The organism is Hyunsoonleella flava (assembly GCF_004310325.1).
GTDB classification, from domain to species: domain Bacteria; phylum Bacteroidota; class Bacteroidia; order Flavobacteriales; family Flavobacteriaceae; genus Jejuia; species Jejuia flava.
Genome location: NZ_SIRT01000001.1, coordinates 274,016 through 292,895, shown reverse-complemented (window position 1 = coordinate 292,895; position 18,880 = coordinate 274,016). Strand labels below are relative to the sequence as shown.

At 30.0% G+C, this 18,880-nt stretch carries 15 protein-coding genes; 13 read left to right on the top strand and 2 right to left on the bottom strand.

The annotated features are described in order from the left end of the window. Positions 1-48 precede the first annotated feature (48 nt). The 13 genes from EYD45_RS01200 (at position 49) to EYD45_RS01140 (ending at position 16,447) form a co-directional block, all read left to right on the top strand. Entirely contained in the window at positions 49-420 is a 372-nt protein-coding gene (locus EYD45_RS01200) for a diacylglycerol kinase (RefSeq protein ID WP_130962516.1), read from the top strand. Positions 421-426: 6 nt separating this feature from the next. Beyond that, the gene (locus EYD45_RS01195; protein ID WP_130962515.1) at positions 427-2,112 is read left to right on the top strand and encodes a sulfatase-like hydrolase/transferase; all 1,686 of its coding nucleotides are present in this window, start codon (positions 427-429) and stop codon (positions 2,110-2,112) included. Positions 2,113-2,232: 120 nt separating this feature from the next. Continuing rightward, the gene (locus EYD45_RS01190; protein ID WP_130962514.1) at positions 2,233-3,327 is read left to right on the top strand and encodes a glycosyltransferase family 4 protein; all 1,095 of its coding nucleotides are present in this window, start codon (positions 2,233-2,235) and stop codon (positions 3,325-3,327) included. A 19-nt stretch (positions 3,328-3,346) separates the two neighbouring features. Beyond that, entirely contained in the window at positions 3,347-4,690 is a 1,344-nt protein-coding gene (gene murJ, locus EYD45_RS01185; protein ID WP_130962513.1) for a murein biosynthesis integral membrane protein MurJ, read from the top strand. A gap of 382 nt (positions 4,691-5,072) precedes the next feature. Beyond that, the gene (locus EYD45_RS01180) at positions 5,073-6,182 is read left to right on the top strand and encodes an O-antigen ligase family protein (protein ID WP_130962512.1); all 1,110 of its coding nucleotides are present in this window, start codon (positions 5,073-5,075) and stop codon (positions 6,180-6,182) included. Next, complete coding sequence (locus tag EYD45_RS17050; protein WP_317127920.1) at positions 6,166-6,702, top strand: acyltransferase; 537 nt, start codon at positions 6,166-6,168, stop codon at positions 6,700-6,702. Before EYD45_RS01180 ends, EYD45_RS17050 begins: the two co-directional genes overlap by 17 nt. After that, on the top strand, positions 6,702-8,507 hold the full coding sequence (asnB, locus tag EYD45_RS01170; protein ID WP_130962511.1) for an asparagine synthase (glutamine-hydrolyzing): 1,806 nt from the start codon (positions 6,702-6,704) through the stop codon (positions 8,505-8,507). Before EYD45_RS17050 ends, asnB (EYD45_RS01170) begins: the two co-directional genes overlap by 1 nt. A 171-nt stretch (positions 8,508-8,678) precedes the next feature. Further along, positions 8,679-9,260, top strand: coding sequence for a serine O-acetyltransferase (locus tag EYD45_RS01165; RefSeq protein ID WP_130962510.1), 582 nt, complete (start codon positions 8,679-8,681; stop codon positions 9,258-9,260). 12 nt (positions 9,261-9,272) lie between these two features. Beyond that, positions 9,273-10,337: a glycosyltransferase gene (locus EYD45_RS01160; protein WP_130962509.1), complete on the top strand. Its 1,065-nt coding sequence runs from the start codon at positions 9,273-9,275 to the stop codon at positions 10,335-10,337. 15 nt (positions 10,338-10,352) lie between these two features. Further along, entirely contained in the window at positions 10,353-12,206 is a 1,854-nt protein-coding gene (asnB, locus tag EYD45_RS01155) for an asparagine synthase (glutamine-hydrolyzing) (RefSeq protein WP_130962508.1), read from the top strand. 45 nt (positions 12,207-12,251) lie between these two features. After that, positions 12,252-13,391: a glycosyltransferase gene (locus EYD45_RS01150; protein ID WP_130962507.1), complete on the top strand. Its 1,140-nt coding sequence runs from the start codon at positions 12,252-12,254 to the stop codon at positions 13,389-13,391. Between the two features lie 15 nt (positions 13,392-13,406). Next, complete coding sequence (gene asnB, locus EYD45_RS01145) at positions 13,407-15,305, top strand: asparagine synthase (glutamine-hydrolyzing) (RefSeq protein WP_130962506.1); 1,899 nt, start codon at positions 13,407-13,409, stop codon at positions 15,303-15,305. Positions 15,306-15,310: 5 nt separating this feature from the next. Further along, positions 15,311-16,447 (top strand): glycosyltransferase family 4 protein, encoded by a 1,137-nt coding sequence (locus EYD45_RS01140; protein ID WP_130962505.1) that lies wholly within the window; start codon positions 15,311-15,313, stop codon positions 16,445-16,447. Between the two features lie 178 nt (positions 16,448-16,625). Here the strand turns inward: EYD45_RS01140 and EYD45_RS01135 are convergent, their stop codons facing one another. Then, positions 16,626-17,399: an SDR family oxidoreductase gene (locus tag EYD45_RS01135; protein WP_130962504.1), complete on the bottom strand. Its 774-nt coding sequence runs from the start codon at positions 17,397-17,399 to the stop codon at positions 16,626-16,628. 32 nt (positions 17,400-17,431) lie between these two features. Next, positions 17,432-18,721 carry an ATP-binding protein gene (locus EYD45_RS01130; RefSeq protein WP_130962503.1) on the bottom strand — a complete coding sequence of 430 codons (1,290 nt, stop codon included), beginning with the start codon at positions 18,719-18,721 and terminating at the stop codon, positions 17,432-17,434. Between the last annotated feature and the right edge of the window lie 159 nt (positions 18,722-18,880).

The following is an 18,880-nucleotide window of genomic DNA, read 5'->3' as shown; positions in this document are numbered from 1 at the left end:
CCTTGAAAAAAATTATTTTAGTTCTCTAGAAATTAATTACCATAACCAATGAATAATAAAAACGAACCTTTCATCATACATAGATATAAAAGCATTGGATATGCAATTAAGGGTATGTTTTTATTGCTAAAAACAGAGTCTAGTATTCAAGTTCAATTTTCAATAGCTATTTTATTAACAATCGCAGGTTTTTATTTTGAAATCACATCTTTAGAATGGATTATTCAAATTTTTGCAATTGTATTAGTAATGAGTATTGAAGCTTTAAACACTGGCCTAGAAAAGATATGCGATTTTGTACATGATGATTTTGAAGTTCGTATAGGTTTTATTAAAGATATTGCAGCAGGTGCAGTGGCTATATCATCATTAGGAGCTCTTTTAATCACCTTAATAATATATATCCCAAAACTTATATAATCATTTATGAAACTACCTATTAAAAATATCTTGATTTTGGCTTATTTTGTTAAGGATTTTGATGTTTATTTAGATCGTCTTAACTATTTTGGCTTATCAGCTTCTGTAGCTATATACTGTTTCTTTTTCCTTTTATTAGTTTTAAGTGTTCTTATAATAGCCCACATTAAAAATAGTTTTGTGCGCATTATTATTGGTGTTATTTTCTTCATTTGTGTAGTTTCTTTCGATTCATATCAGAGAATTATGTTGGAGCCTTTTGATTATAACGCATACATCAACATGATTGATGCAGCTGGTTCTGCTGGAGAAGCATTACAACAGTATGCTAAGTCTTATTTAATATCAGCTGGATATGCATTATTATTACTCATAGGAATAATTTTAAAGCCAAAAAAGTGGATTGTAAATAGCTTATATTTAAAAGCAATTCCTGTATTTTCATTTTTATTATTCACTTTTTTAATTTTTTACAAAGGTGGTAGTGGAGCTTTAGGTCTCCCCTCTTTTTATACGCCTCTATCCTATTCATCACTTGTGCTATATGAACTATCTCAAGATGATTTCGGAACAAGAGAAGACATTAGTATTGAAAGAATAAATACTGAGATTGGGCATGATATTATTTTTATATTGGATGAAAGTGTTGTTGCCAATTATTTAGATATAAATAACACTAAAGGAGTCAATACATCCTTGAAAGAAACTTATCCAAATATAGATATCGTTAACTATGGTTATGCTGTTTCTATAGCTAATTGTAGTTACTCATCCAATATTACACTTCGATATGGAGGTACAAGAGGAGGCTATAAAAAAATAATATATTCCAAACCCTCCATATGGCAATATGCTCAAAATGCAGGTTTAAAAACAGTTTATATTGATGCACAACGAACAGAGGGCGAATTACAAAATGGCATGACTGATCGTGAATTAAAAAATATTGACAAATTTATTCAATTTGACAATGTTAGTGTCCAAAATAGAGATCAAGAAGCTGCGAATGTATTGATAGACTTGATAAATAATAATACTGATGAATTCGTTTTTGTTAATAAAATGGGCTTACATTTTCCTATTCATGATAAATATCCCGATGAATTTCTTAAGTATAAACCTGCGTTACCAAGAGGTAATTGGTTAGATGTTAGCGATACTGGGTTAAGAACAGGCTTTAATGGAACTCCTGAAGAATGGATTCGATATCGAAATTCTTACAGGAATACTGTAGAGTGGAATGTTGGAGAATTTTTTTCGAAAATTATAAAAAATGCTAACCTAAATAATTCTGTAGTTATTTATACTTCAGATCATGGGCAGGATCTTCATGAAAGAAAAAACCCTGGTGTAAATACCCATTGCAGCGCAAACCCTACAATTGAGGAGGGGTTAGTACCGCTTGTAGTAATTCAGGGTAATAACTTAAACACTTTGAATTGGAAAAAAACATTAAATGATAATAAAAACAAATCCAGTCATTATAACATTTTTCCGACATTACTAAAAATAATGAAATATGATAGTGTTGAAGTTGCTAAAGTGTATGGGAATTCTCTAGATGTTAAAACAAATGATGATTTTTCATTTAATAAATATTGGAATGCCAGACTAGGTCAAAAACCAAAATGGGAGAAAATTAATCTAGATAAAATAGTCAGTCCACCTGAAGAAGATTTTTTAAGAAAATAGACTTTCTTAATTTACAATTTGAGATGAAGAAAAAGTTAAATTAAAGAAGTAATAATAAACATCTCTATTTTTTTGATTCAAAAAATCTACCCATTAAATTTTTATTTCAATCATTAAATTATGAATAAAAAGAAAATTTCTTTTATTATAGGAGCTTTAAAAGCTGGTGGTTCAGAGCGTGTTATCACAAATCTTTCTAATCAACTTGTGGTAAAATATGAAGTACATATTATATGCTTAGCAAAAAACGAACCCTTCTATAAACTTAATGGTAATGTAAAGTTATTTTACTGTAGAGAGCAACATCAAGCAAGTAACAGCATTTTGCAAGGAATAAAATTAAATTATGCTCTTTATAAAACAATATCCAACTATTTAAAAAAAGAAAAAATTAATTTATTTATAGGCTTTATTACTAGTGCAAACATTTTGGCTATTTTGGCTTCTAGAAAAAATAATATTCCATGCATAATTAGTGAACGTAATTATACAAACAAATCAAACACTCCACTTCAATGGCGCGTTTTAAGAAAATTATTATACAAAAAAGCCGAATTTTTAGTTGTTCAAACTGATGAAATGAAAAAACAATTTGAACCCATCATTAATAAAAACAAAATAGTCATTTTAAAAAACCCTATAGCTCCGGAACTAACTAATGAACGAGATATCAATTATAAAAAAGAAAATATCATTTTAAATGTTGGTAGCTTAACCAACCAGAAAGCTCAAGGTGTATTAATTAAAGCTTTTGCTAACATAGATAGCGCCAATTGGAAATTAATAATAATTGGAAAAGGTGAAAATCAAAAAACTTATGAAGAGCTAATAAAATCATTAAATTTAGATAATAAAATTACTTTATTAGGTCAAACCAAAGATATCGCTCAATTTTATAATAAATCTAAGATTTTTGCATTTACATCCCTATTTGAAGGTTCTCCTAATGCTTTAATAGAAGCCATGCACTTTGGGCTTCCATGTGTATCTACTGATTGTCCTACTGGTCCTTCGGAATTAATAACGGATAATCACAGCGGATATTTAATACCTATTAATGATCAAAAAAAATTAGAAGCGCGTTTAACGAAACTAATGAATGACGAAAAGTTAAGAGAAAAATTTAGCCGCAATGCTATTAAAAGTGTTGCATCATTAGAAGCAAAACCTGTAACATTAGAATGGACTCATTTATTTGAGAAAGTATTGAATTAAAAAGAATAGCCCCAAAAAAATGAAATTTTTAGATTTAAAAAATCTTGTGTCAACCTATTCAAAAAACACTGTACTAAGAAATATTCTTTTAGTTGGTGTTATTACTTTAATTATTAAAGTTTTTAGTTTTTACAAAGAAACATTAGTAGCATCAACATTTGGTTTATCGGTTTTACTCGACACTTTTCTAATTGCAATATTAATACCATCTTTCATTCAAAATGTATTTATAAATGCACTGAAAAATATATTTATACCCAACTACATAATTGAGCAAAATAATGGCGGAAATACTAGCCAATTTCAATCTGTTATTTATATAATAACCCTATCGATATCTTTTTTTTTCTTTATTATAATTTATTTGTCGAGTGATTTTATTTTAATCAAATTATTCCCTGGTCATACACCCGAATATTATGATTTAATAACAAATCAATTATTTTATCTTTTACCATGTTTATTTCTATGGGGCATAAATTCTATTTTAAGCGGCTTACTGGAAATTGAAAACAAGTATTTTTTATCGACAATCTCCGGTATTTTTAGCCCAATTTGCGTGATTTTGTGTTTGTTTTTTTTTAGAGATGCTTTAGGTGATATGGTACTTGCCATAAGCATGCTAATTGGGGCAATAGTGGCATTGATATATACGATTATTATTTCATTAAAAAACAATTTGATTTGTTTAAAAAAACCTAAACTTAATGCTAATTCTTTAATGATGCTTAAGCAATTACCTCCAAAGGTGTCATCAGGTTTGCTTAGCTCTATGAATGATTTTGTAGATCAATTTTTTGCTGCTCAATTAGCAATTGGCTCTATTGCTGCTATAAATTATGGCATAAAGGTACCATCTCTTATTGTTTCAATTGTCATTATGGCTATGGGCAATGTATTACTACCCTATTTTTCTCGATTAATAAGTACTAACTTACTTGATGCATATAATCAATTATTTAAAATATTGAAACTTGTGTTTTTTACTTCCTTTATTATCTCAATAATTATAATCATTTTTTCAAATGATATTATTTCAATCCTATTCGAAAGAAATCAATTTGATTCTGATGACGTTTTAATTGTTTCCGACTTACAAAAATTATCGTTCATCTATATTCCTTTTCTACTTTGTACATTAATACTAGTAAGGTTTTTGACAAGTATTAACAAAAACAAGTTTATGGCTTGGGTATCATTTTTTAGTTTATTGGCTAATATTATACTTAACTCTATTTTAATAGAAAAATTTGAAATTTATGGTTTGTTGATCGCCACTATAATCATCCATCTATTTAGTTTTATTTTCTATGTTTATTTCACACATAAACAGTATCGTTTTGCTAAATTATGTACAAATTAAATTATCATGAAAAATACTTTGAATGTAAATGAATACTATAATAATGCATGTATATTTGTATTTACGTCTAAACCTAAAGGATTCCCTTATGCCTTAGCAAAAAAAAAGCATTATATTTCGGAACACCTCGTGTTTTAATAAATTCTCCTCATGGCCTGTCAGATTTAATTGAACATAATACAAATGGGAGTCTCAATAGATGTTAATGATCAAATTATGTTAGATAACCAGTTAGTAAAATTTATTGTTAACAAAGAAATAAAAAATAATTTTTAACAAAAACCCCATTAAACTAAGCGAAAAGTTAAACATTGAAAAAGTAAAAATTAATAGATCAAATTTTTCAATAAACTTCTAATAATTAGAGAAAAAAATATTTGAATTGAAAATATTAAAATATACAATATTAGCTTTAATAATACTAAATTTACCAACAGTCTCGTTGTTTTGGGTAAGTGAAGGCCTAGGAGGTGCTGCAAGTTATTTAGTTTATGCACTTTTAGCATTATATCCTATTTTGAGAAAAGAAGGTGGTAGTACAAATAAAATAATGCTGTTGTTGGGAATAAGTTACTACATTATTTCTGGTATAAATTATGAGTATGGACCAGTTGAAATAAAATATTATTTTTTTGATCTTATTAAATACATTATTTTCATAATAGGTGGCTCTAGGCTTGTTGAAGATACAAACAAATTTGAACTACTTATTTTTTTATTATTAGGAACAATAAGCATTATAATACACGCACTGTTTTTCCCAGATAATTATGGAAGATATAGTGGGTTTTATATGAATCCCAATGCAGCTGGATTTATAGCAATAATTGGATATGCTTTTACTTACAGTCTTAATAACAAATTTTTTAAAACTCTAACACAAATTATTTTTACAATTGGAGGCATAATAACATTCTCAAGAACCTTTATAATTATCTGGATTCTAGTAAATATTTTATCTCTAAGAATAAGTATTAAAAATGTTAAAATTTTAGCTGCGGGTGCAGTAGTATTTGTTGCCTTAATAACATTTGGAGAACTTTTTAGTTTAAACACCATTCGCCTAAAACAATTTAGTTCCATTTTAAATAATGAAGAAGGGGCGGTTACTGAAGCCAATGATGACTCCAGAAGTGATACATGGGCACTTTTTTATGAAGACATTCTTGAAAAACCTTTTTTAGGAAACGGTTATTTAGCTTTATCTGGCCACGGGCTTCATAATCAAGGGGCTCATAATTCTTTTCTTATGATACTTGGAGAAGCTGGAATTGTCCCTTTTATGCTTTTTACTGGAATATATTTATATTTTTTATTTAGTGGATTAAAGTTATTTGATTCCGCTCCTCACATACTAATGCAAGCTATAGCAGTTTTTCTTTTTCTTTTAACTTTTCATAATTACTTTGTTACATTCTATGTACTAATATTTACATTATGGATGTTTCATGAAATAAATATCAAAAAAAATATATATGAAAAATATAATTAGTAGAATAAAGACATTATACATAATGAAATTTAAACCTAATATAGATTTTCTTAGACACATAGGTGTTAAAGTAGGTGAGAATTGCAGAATATACACTAGAGACTTTGGAAAAGAACCGTGGCTTGTAACTATTGGCAATAAAGTAACGATAACATCTGGTTGCAAATTTATTACTCATGATGGGTCTACATGGTTAATTAATGACGAAAAAGGTAGAAGGTATTTATATAAACGAGTTAAAATAGGTAATAATGTATTTATTGGAGTAAATTCAATTATTTTACCCGGTGTTAATGTTGAAGATAATGTTGTAATTGCTGCTGGGAGTGTGGTAACCAAATCTATACCTTCTGGGAAAATTGTAGGTGGCAATCCAGCAAAAATTATTGGAAACTTTAAAGATTATGAATCTAAAGTTTTGCGGGATTATATTTCTCATGAAGACATGAATTTTGATTTATCATATAAAGAAAGAATTAATAAGGTCTTAGATAAGACTTATAAGAAAAAACTCGACTAATGTGCGGTATTTATTTAACAAACATTCCAACTATAAGCGATTCTGAAGTTTCAGAAAAACTAAAATCTATAAACTATAGAGGTCCTGATAATTTAGGTGTCTTAAAAAAGGATAGCTTAAAATTAGGACATTTACGATTGTCAATTTTAGATTTGGATTCCAGGTCAAATCAACCCATGAAATATGATGATCTTTATATTACTTATAACGGAGAGATTTATAATTATAAAAAAATAAAAGAGGAGCTTCAAGAACTAGGTTATAAATTTAATACAACTAGTGATACAGAAGTATTATTGATTGGTTATAAACATTGGGGAACAGAACTACTTGATAAAATTAATGGCATGTTTGCCTTTTGTATTTATAACTTTAATACTCAAAAAATATTTTGTGTTCGTGATAGACTTGGTGTAAAACCTTTCTATTATTATTGGGAAAATGGGAATTTAGAAATATGTAGTCAAATGAGACCTTTGGCAACAGGTAAGAAGATAAACAAAGAGGCCATTTCAATATTTTTAGATACAGGATATATTCCTAGCCCTTATTCTGCTTTAAAAAATGTAATGAAATTACCTCCTGGTAATTTTATGGAAATCGATCTAAATTTAAAAACACTTCATGTTAAAGAATATTGGAATTTAAAGAAAGTAAAAAAAACCAATAAGTCCTATGAAGATGCTAAAAATGAAGTTCATGAATTAATAAAGGATGCTGTTAAGATAAGATTACAATCAGACGTACCTCTTGGTTCTTTTTTATCCGGAGGAATAGACTCAGCTATAGTTTCAAGTATCGCTTCTGAAGCTTTAGATGAACCTTTAAACACGTTTTCAATTGGATTCGAAGATCCTGAATATGATGAAAGCAAAGTTGCAGAACAATATGCCGAAATCATTAAATCAAATCATAAAACAACCATTTGTAGTCCTGATGACATTTTAAAATTACTTCCTAAATTAATAGAAGTTTATGATGAGCCGTTTGCAGATAACTCAGCATTACCCTCCTTACTAATTAGTTCTATCGCAAAAGAACATGTAACCGTAGTTTTATCTGGCGATGGTGGAGATGAAAGTTTTATTGGTTATAATTATTTTGTCTGGTTGAAAAATTTTGTTTGGATATTTAATTTTCCTAAATGGATAAGAAAGCTTGCTTCACAACCTACACTACTAAAAATTGCAGGTAAAAACTCTTCAGCATCACTTGATGCCTTAAATACAGATTCAAAAAATGATCTTTTAATTAAAATGTTTACTGGTTTTAACTCCATACAACTAGAAAGAAATTTTAATTGGATGAAACATTATCAAGGATTCAAAACTTGGTCTAAAGATTTAATTCAAAAAGCAGCCGATTTAAACATTAAACTTTGGCTAGAAAATGATAGTAATGCCAAGGTAGATAGAGCAAGCATGGCATATTCTTTGGAAATAAGAAGTCCTTTTTTGGACTACAGAATTATTGAACTTGCTAGAACATTACCAATTAACTATAGGTATCGCAAAGGGATTCGTAAAAAAATCCTAAGAGATATTTTATCGGAATATATACCAGAATCAGTTTTTGATCAACCAAAAAGAGGTTTCTCTATTCCTTTGCATGATTGGATAAGAACTGATTTAAAAGATGAAATTATTGAAACTCTAAATGATGAATTTTTAAATAAAGTCCCGAATCTAAACATTGTTAAATTTAAAGAACAATTAAATTACCATTTAGAAAATAAACAAGACCATACCGCTAATATCTGGAAATTATTTATTCTTGGAAAATGGTATAAAGAATTTAATTTTTGATTAAAAAATAAAAAATCAAACTTGCGACAGAAAAAAGTAACATTTGTTCTATTATCAATAGCTGGCAGTCCAAACTCCAAATAGTTTGAATTTAGATATGATCTTTTAACTTAACAATATACAAGCAACTAAATATATAACAAATAGCCTAACGTCCAAAACTTAACTATAATGATCCTATCCAAAGCCACATATAAAGAGTATTTGAAATCTGATGCTATTGCACTTGGACTAGATATTAACAGTTTTAAGTTTAAGTTAAAAAACACCTTTTTTCCTGATTTTATTTGGTCTTTTCAAAAAACATTAAGGCAACTAGAGTATTATAACAACTGTAAAAACAAAGGTTTGAATAAGTTATATTTTTATTATTTGAAATATAAGTTTAGAAACATTTCATTAAAACTTGGGTTTTCTATCCCTATTAATGTATTTGGGCCAGGATTATCTATTGTACATTACGGTACAATTGTTATCAATAGTGCTTCTAAAATTGGAAAAAACTGCAGAATTCATGCTTGTGTAAATATTGGAGCTTCTGGTGGAGAAAAAGAAGCGCCACAATTAGGGGATAATGTATACATAGGCCCTGGAGCAAAAATATATGGCAATATTAAAATAGCAAATAACACAGCTATTGGTGCAAATGCGGTTGTTAATAAATCTTTTCATGAAGAAAATACTGCAATAGCTGGTGTTCCTGCAAAAGTTATTGGAAAAGTCAATATAAAAAAAATAATAAAACATATTTAATAATTATTTAAAGTGACAAAAAAAATTGACATCGTATTTGTATTACCGTCATTAGTTGCAGGAGGATCTGAAAGAATCACTTCATTTGTGGCTGAAAACATTGACTTAAATAAGTTCAATTCAAAACTATTAATTGCTGGTTTCGAGCATGATGCAGCATTTGACATTAAAAATATAGAGGTGATTTATTTGAATAAGAAGCGAGTGTTATTTGCTGTGCCCTTATTCTTTATCTTTTTGCTTAAAAATAGACCAAACATCGTTCTGAGTTCAATGGGACACGTTAATGCTTCAATGGGCTTAATGTCTTACTTCTTTCGGAAGATTAAATTTATAGGCAGAGAAGCAACAATTTTGAGTCAAGATAAGAAAGTCAGAAAGAGAAGACTGAACTTATTGCATTTATTTAATAATAAGTTTTACAAGAAGCTAGATATAATTGTTTGTCAATCTGAAGATATGGCGAAAGACATGATATACAATTATGGCATATCAAAGTTTAAAATAAAAATAATCAATAACCCTATTTCAAATATAGAACCTCTTGCTATTGAACCTAAAGATAAAACTCAAATTAGGTTTGTTACTGTAGGGCGACTCTCAAAAGAGAAAGGGCATTTGAGAATTATAAAATTACTTTCAAAACTTGAATTTAATTTTACTTATACAATCGTTGGAGATGGAGATCAGAAAGAAGCCGTTTTAAATGAAGCAAAGAAATTAGGTGTCTTAGAAAAACTAGTACATATCCCATTTACAAAACAGGTTAATCAAATTTTATCAAAAAATGATATGTTTTTGCAAGGATCATTTGTAGAGGGATTTCCTAATGCCCTATTGGAAAGTTGTGTGGCAGGAATTCCTGTAATTGCATTTGATGTTCCTGGAGGTACCAAAGAAATTGTGGAACATGGAATAAATGGTTTTCTAGTAAAAAACGAAAAAGAATACATAGAGTATCTAAATAAAAAACATGAATGGAATCCTGAGTTAATCAGAAAATCAGTTTATAAAAAATTTAACAAAGAAAAAATACTTCAAGAATACGAAGACATGTTCTTACAAATTCTTAAATAGAAAAAACAAAAAAATATGTGTGGTATATATGGGACAACTATTCGTTATGAATTAAATCAAATAAAAGATAAGTTAAAAAGGACTTCATTTAGAGGCCCAGATAAAATGGGCTTCGAATCTTACAATTACAATGACTCTAATATAATTTTTGGACATAATAGATTATCTATTATCGATTTAGATCCTAGATCAAATCAACCCCTCAGCTACCAAGAACATATAAAAATAGTGTTTAATGGCGAGATTTATAATTTTAGAGAACTAAAAACTGATTTAGTACAAAAAGGATACACATTTAACACTACGAGTGACACTGAAGTAATTTGTGCTGCTTATTTGGAATATGGAGAAAAATGCGTAAATAAACTTAATGGTATGTTTGCATTTGTTATTTACGATATGAAAAAACAAATTTTTTTTGGAGCCCGTGACAGATTAGGTCAAAAGCCATTTTACTATTTTCATGATGAAAAAAGATTTGAATTTGCAAGTCAAGTTTCATCAATTCAATTATATCATAAAGAACTATCGGTTTCAAGTAAAGCGATACACAAGTATTTATCTTGGGATTACGTACCAGATACAGATTCTATATTCAATGAAGTTAAGAAATTAAAAGCCGGTCATTATTTTACATTCAATTTAAAATCAGGAAGTTTTGTTAGTAATCAATATTGGGACATCGATTACAAAAACGTAAATAAGTTTCAAGGCTCTTACAATCAAGCTATTGAAGAGCTTGAAGAATTAGCCACTAAAGCTGTAAAAAGAAGATTGTTTGCTGATGTACCCGTTGGAGTCTTTTTATCGGGAGGGATAGATTCATCACTGATAGCAGCATTGGCAACTAAAACTACTAATGAAAAAATAAATACGTTTTCAGTAAAATTTAACGAAAAAGGATTTGATGAAAGCATATATGCAAAACAAGTTGCGGATCATATTAAAACTAATCATCACGTTATTGAATGCAATTATAATGAAGGTATAGATTTAATAGAGAACTTTAGTCATTATTACGATGAACCATTTGCAGACCCATCAGCAATCCCTTCAATGTTATTATCTAAATATACTAAACAACATGTAACTGTTGCTTTATCAGGAGACGGAGGAGATGAAAGCTTTATAGGCTATCATAGGTACAACTGGGTAAAATATATCAATAACATATACAAAGCACCTAAGGCTCTAAGACTGTTTGGTGCAACTTTTTTAAATAGTTTGCCTTATTATAAATTTAAAATGATTGCTGATGTAATTAAAAATAAAAGTGCATCTGATGCATATTTAAGTATATTATATCACCCTGATTCTAATTTATATGAAAATTCTTTTGATGATAATTATGCTTTTGATGAGTTAAAATACCTTTTTCATAATAATAAAAATATTTATGAGCGGGTATCAGATTTTGACATCAAAACCTATTTAAACATGGATATAAACACAAAAGTTGATAGAGCGACTATGGCTTATTCATTAGAAGCGAGAGCACCTTTAATGGACTACACCATTGTAGATTTTGCTAGGTCGTTGCCCACGAACTTTAAATTTCAAAAAAATAATCAAAAAAGAATTTTAAAAGACGTGCTTTATAAACATGTCCCCAAAGAAATTTTTGATAGACCTAAAGCTGGTTTCACCATGCCTTTTAAGGAATGGTTTAAAAATGACTTAAAAGAATTTATTCTAGATGAATTGAACGAAAAAAGTCTGAAATTAATTCCAGGCATTAATGCCGGAGAAGTTACAAAAACAATTAACAATCATATGGACGGAACTTCTAACAATTATACCATAATTTGGAAAATTTTAGTTCTAAAACAGTGGATAAATAAAAATGGTTCAGGTTTTTCTATAAAATAAACTACTAAACTCATTTATAAAAAAATAAATACCCCTACTTATAAAATGCAAAAACCAAACCTTAGCATAATTAATACTAGCCTTACCAGTGGTGGAGCTGAAAAAGTAATAAGTCTTTTGCTTAAGAAATTGGTAAAAGATTTTAACGTTACTTTAATCTTATTTTACAACGAAATACATTTTCCTGTACCTCAAGAAGTTGATATTGTTATTCTAAGTGAAAAGAATCACAATATTCCCTTTTATGAAAAGGTTTTTAATGTTTTTAGGTTTATAAGAAGTTATAACAAAACCATTAAAAGAAAGAAGATAGATTATGCTGTATCGTTTCTAGCGTTTCCAAATTTATTAACCGGCATCATTTCGATAATAAACAAAAAACCAAAAACTTTTATAAGTGAAAGAGGTTTTCCGTCAGACAATACAAGTAGTAAAATCTCACATTATATCTCTAAAGTGTTCTACCCTCTTTTATACAACAGGTGTGACAAGTTGTTTTCTAACTCTGTTCACATCAACAATGATCTAAAAGAAAATTTTGGTGTTAAAATACCCATGGAAATTATTTATAATCCAATAGAACAGCCAAAAAAAATTATAAAATCCAATGAATTGAATACTGAATCTCCTATAAACATCATTACTGCTGGAACTTTAAATAAAAGAAAAAACCAAATTATGATAGTTAGAGCGGTTGAAAATTTAAAATTTGACTTTAATGTGACTATTTTAGGTGGCGGAGAGCTTGAAGATTATTTAAACTACGAAATAAATTCAAAAAATTTAAATGATAAAGTTCAATTAAAAGGTAAGGTTAAGGATGTAAATGACTATTTGATAAAAAGCAATTGTTTTATTCTATCATCATTTACCGAAGGGTTTCCTAATGCTTTGTTAGAAGCTATGGCTATAGGACTACCCTCCATCTCTAGTAACTGTTTATCAGGGCCTCTAGAATTATTAAACGATAATAAACCTGTGCATATTAATAAAGAAGAGTTTTATAAAGCTAAATATGGAATTTTAGTAAATAACGATGATCATGTTGCGTTGGAAAAAGCCTTAATTTATTTGCAAAACAATCCTAATGAACGAGAAAGGTATAGTAAACTAAGCTTAGAAAGATCAAACGATTATTTGCTAACCAATATTTACTCACAGTTTAAAAACTTCATATTAAACTAAAAGCCAAAAATCAATATGTGTGGAATTAATGGAATAATACGTAAAACAAGTTGTAGCGAAACTGAAATAACTGCAACATTAACCAAAATGAATAATTTAATTATTCATAGAGGACCAGACGAAGACGGTTTTACGGCAAATACAGAAAAGGATTATGGTGTGGGAATGGCAATGAGAAGACTTTCCATCATAGATTTATCCTCTGGTAAGCAGCCAATTTATTCAAACGACAAAAAAATTGTTATTGTTTTTAATGGTGAAATTTATAATTATAGGAGCCTTAAAGCAGACCTTGAGGCAGCTGGGGTAAAATTCAAAACTACCAGCGATACAGAAGTGATTTTAAAGCTCTATGAAAAATATGGCGTAGAATCCTTTAAATGGCTCGACGGTATGTATGGCTTTAGTATTTTTGATAAGAACATCAATAAGGTGTTTATTGCGAGAGACTTTTTTGGAGAAAAACCACTCTACTACACAAATAATAACAAGCAATTTATTTGGGCATCAGAGTTAAAATCCATTATTAATGTATTACCTGTTAAACCAGAAATTTCGAAAAAAGGACTTAATTTATTTTTAAGACTCACTTATGTGCCAGCTCCTTATAGTATTTATGACAATATCTTGAAACTTGAAGCAAATCATTATATTGAATATAATTTAGCAAACCATGAAATAAGTATAAAGCAGATAGCCCAAGAAATAAAACCTAAAGAGCAATCGGTGCCTTTTGATGAAGCTAAGAAAAAAATCAAGGATTTAGTGTACGAAAGCGTAGAAAGTAGGTCTATTGCCGATGTCCCTTTGGGAACATTTTTATCTGGTGGTGTAGACTCTTCAGTAGTGTCACTGTGTTTATCACAATCCACTGGCAAAAAAATTGAAACATTCTCCATAGGCTTTTCTGAAGCCAAGAAAGATGAGACCGATAAATCCCAGTTGGTGGCTAAAATGATCAATAGTAATCACCATGAGTTTAAAATTGGAGAGAATGATTTAAAAGACAACATACATGAAATACTTTTAAATTTTGACGAGCCTTTTTCTGATACCGCTGCCCTTCCCACCTATTTTGTATCTAAAAAAACAAAAGATTATGTTAAGGTTGCTTTAACTGGAGACGGCGGCGACGAGGTTTTTGGGGGGTATAACAAATACTATGTTGGTAAGATGAATAGCAGATATACCAATTTTGTACCTAAACCCATTCATAATGTATTATTGAAGTCTTCAAAATTTCTTCTTGCTACCAAAGATGACAACAGAGGTAGAAGATTCAAGATAAGAAAAATGCTAAGAGCAGTTGATTATAAGGGTAATTCCTATTGGGATATTATTTCTTTGGCGAATACGGAAGACGAGTTGGCCGAAATATTAAATCCTAATGTTTATGAAGACCACTTGTTCGGAGACTACAAAGAAAAACTGTACAATAGTAAAGTTGAATCGCTCACGGATTTTAGGCATGTGGATAAAATTTTAAGTTTAGAAGGCGGAATGCTTGCTAAAGTAGACAGAACAAGTATGCAAAACTCTTTGGAGTGTAGAGCACCGTTCTTGAATAAGAAAATTTGGGATTATACAAATACCCTTCCTGAAAAGTACCTGATGAATGGGTGGAACAAAAAGTACATCTTAAAAGAGGCCTTCAAAGATCAATTTCCGGAGGAATTTCTAGAGAAAAGTAAAATGGGGTTTGGCTCTCCAGTAGGTAACTGGCTTAAATCCAGTTTGAGAAAAGAGCTGGAATTCTATATTGAACCTCAATATTTAACAGCTCAAGGTATCTTTAACCTAAATAAGATAATACCTTTAGTAAAAAATCATTTAGACAGTAAACGCGATAATACGTTTAGAGTATGGGCTTTTTATTGTTTTCAAAAATGGTATAGCAACATTTATTTAAAATAAAATTAATGAGCAATAAAAAAAGAATATTGATTGTTTCATCCTTGGCGAATTCACTAACGAATTTTAGAGGGGACTTTATAAAAAGTCTTATTTCCAATGGATACGAAGTTTATGCTGGTGCACCCGGATTTACGCCTGAAAATCATAAGGAAATTGAGGGTCTAGGCGCTATTCCTGTAGCATTTAATCTACAAAGAACTGGCTTAAATCCATTTGTAGATTTCAAAACCATTTTAGAATTAAAAAGAATAATTCGAAATAAAAAAATAGACTTGGTATTTCCATATACCATAAAACCTGTAATATATAGTTCAGTAGCAGCAAACATGTGTAAAGTTCCTGTGGTTTCGCTAATTACTGGTTTAGGTTTTACGTTTACGGGATTGAGTCTTAAATCAAAAGCACTGCAAAAGCTTAACGAATTTTTATACAAGCGCTCTATCAGAAAAAATAAGGTTGTTGTTTTTCAAAATGTCGATGACAAAAATCTATTTATGGATAGGAAAATTTTAACCAAACAAAATAAAACGGAGGTTGTAAGTGGCTCTGGAGTAAATCTGGAAAAATTCAAGTTTAGGAAAAATCTAAAATCCGATGAATCCGCAAGTTTTATAATCGTTACCAGACTAATTCGCGAAAAGGGAACATCACTTTTTATAGAAGCAGCTAAAATTTTAAAACCGAAATATCCTAATTCTGAGTTTCATATTATTGGAGCTCCTGGAAATTCACCATCAGCGGTGAAAATAGAGGAATTGGATGTACTACATAACAACGGCACTTTGGTATATCATGGAGCACAGTCAAACATTGCCGAACATTTGTCACAAAGAGATGTTTTCGTGTTACCAACATATTATAGAGAAGGGGTGCCCAGATCTATTCTTGAAGCTTTATCCGTGGGTATGCCAATTATTACTACTGATACGCCAGGATGCAGAGAAACGGTAATTCATAAAGAGAACGGCTTCTTAATACCAATTCAAAATTTAGAAGCACTAGTGGATGCCATGGAATTTTTTATTCTAAACCCCAAACGTCTTACTGAAATGGGACTAAGCAGTAGGGCCTATGCAGAAAGAAGGTTTGACGTAAATATTATAAATAAAGATCTTTTAAGGATAATCAATAATGCTATTTAAAATATTGGTTTTGTTTTTTATCTAAACTAATTGGATGAATTAATGGCACTTTTAAAACATTTCTCTCAACATAAAGCCACGAGTTTGCTAAACTCATGGCTTTATGTTTTTTACTTACTACGTTGTACACGACTAATACAAGCAAGCCATATTTTTAAGATTGTTTATTTAGGGTTATCTATCTGCCCAAATATCCACCATCAACAGGAATTATTGTCCCAGTAATGTAGTCACTTGCCGATGAAGCTAAAAGTACAGTTAATCCTTTCAGATCTTCACCACTACCCCATCGTTTCATGGGAACTCTCATAAACACCTCATCAGTTCTTTTTTTGTCATTTATCAAAGCAGTATTTAATTGCGTATCCATATACCCAGGTGCAATGGCATTAACACAAATTCCCTTAGATGACCAATCGTTTGAAAGTGCTTTTGTTAATTGCCCTACCCCACCTTTGGAAGCCGCATATGCCGGAATTGTAATTCCTCCTAAAACACTCATTATGGAAGCAATATTTATAATTTTACCGCCACCATTTTTCAACATGGTATTACCGGCACATTTACAATAATAAAAAGTAGCATCTAAATTTATAGAAATAACCTTGTTCCATTCTTCATCTGGAAAGTCTTCACTAGGATATCTTCTCTGGATGCCTGCAGAGTTCACCAAAATATCAATAGTCCCCCCCAATATTTCCAAGGCGGCAGTATATGAATCTTTTATTTCTTCTTTCTTACTCACATCAGCCTTTATAGCGCTTACGTCTAATCCATCAGCTTTAAAATCTTCGCAAATCTTGAAAACGCGATCATCCAGATCAATAACTACGGTTTGGGCTCCTGCCTGTGCTAATCCCTCTACCATTGCTTTACCAAGGTCTCCAGCACCTCCTACTACAATTGCCTTTTTTCCTTTTAAACTGAACGCATCTAAAATATTTCTTGTCATACCTTTAGGTTTTATTATCTAAACTAAATTTTCTAATCAATAATATAATCTTTTTCTTTCCAAGGTTGTAACCATTCTAATATCATGTTTTCCCCATTGGAATCATAAACCTTCAATGTGTTTTTAAAGTTTTCAATTATTTCATTGATTTCAATAATAGAATCTGCATTAACATAGATCCTATAAATAATCTGCCTTTCAGTTCCCAAAAACGCATTCTCAACCGTATCTCCAACTTTAAATCGTTCTACAACAAAAACTACATTTTTATGAGATTTTATTTCATCTACACCTTCAATTTTATCGATTTCACCACCTTTTAATAGAATCCAAATTGAACTAGCAGATTTACCTCTGAACTTATAATCGTTCTTTTGTGGAAAATCGTCATCTCCGAAAACACCTGTAAAAGCATAATTAATAAGCATTTTACGATGGTCAAAACCATTTATAGCATTCAAATGAATATGGGGTGCTTCCCCTTGTAATCTAAATCCTGGATCATAAATATAGAACTCATCGTTTTCTACAAAAAACTGAATACAAAGTACACCGGCCTTTACATTTAAACCTTCAAACATTTTACATAATTTGGGATGCACCTCTTTTACAAAACTTTCGGTGTACTTAGAAGGATATACGGTACCTAGTGCTATAGGACTGGAATCTCCTTGTAATCTTGTAAGTTGCCTGTCAAAAGTTGCCGAAAGGTAAGGAATGCCATTTCTAAAAGTATAATACACTGCCATATCATCACAGTTTGTATCCATATATTTTTCAACTAAGACTACTCCTTTTTTTGAATATTTTAAAACATTTTCTACTGTAGCAATATAGTCTTCATCATCTCTACAAATCTTAACTCCAACTCCTCCTCCACTGTCCACTGGCTTTACCATCAAAGGATAGTTAATATTTTGGGGTTTTTTAATTTCAGAATCGTTTGTTAAGTAAATGCCTGGAATATCTTGAATACCATACTTTTCGCAATAGCGCTTAAATCCGTCTTTACTGCAAAAAGCCTCTACCGCCTTCTCGGTAGCATAACAAGGAAAATTAAGTTTCTCACAAATTTCTCTATAAGGTTTTACCAAAATATCAGCAACTCCAACTAAAACTGCATCTACTTTTCTTTCCTTGGCAACACTTACAATTTTATCAACATCAAAACCATCTATGTCGTGGGTTTCTGAAGCTTTCTTTTTTGCAGGAGCATTGGGATTTGGGTCTATTACAATGGTATAAATACCCATGGATTCCGCAATATCTACTAAAACTCCCGTTTCAGGGTTTCCACCAAGTATTATTAGTTTCTTTTGCATATGTAATGATTTGTTAGCACAATACTACAAAAACTATTCGAAAACAAAGACTACAAATATGCTTGAGAATCTTGTTTTTAGATTTTCGGATTTAAAATACGTTTAACAGCACTCTTCTAAGAGATGAAATGGCCATTTAGGGTAGACATTAGGCTAACT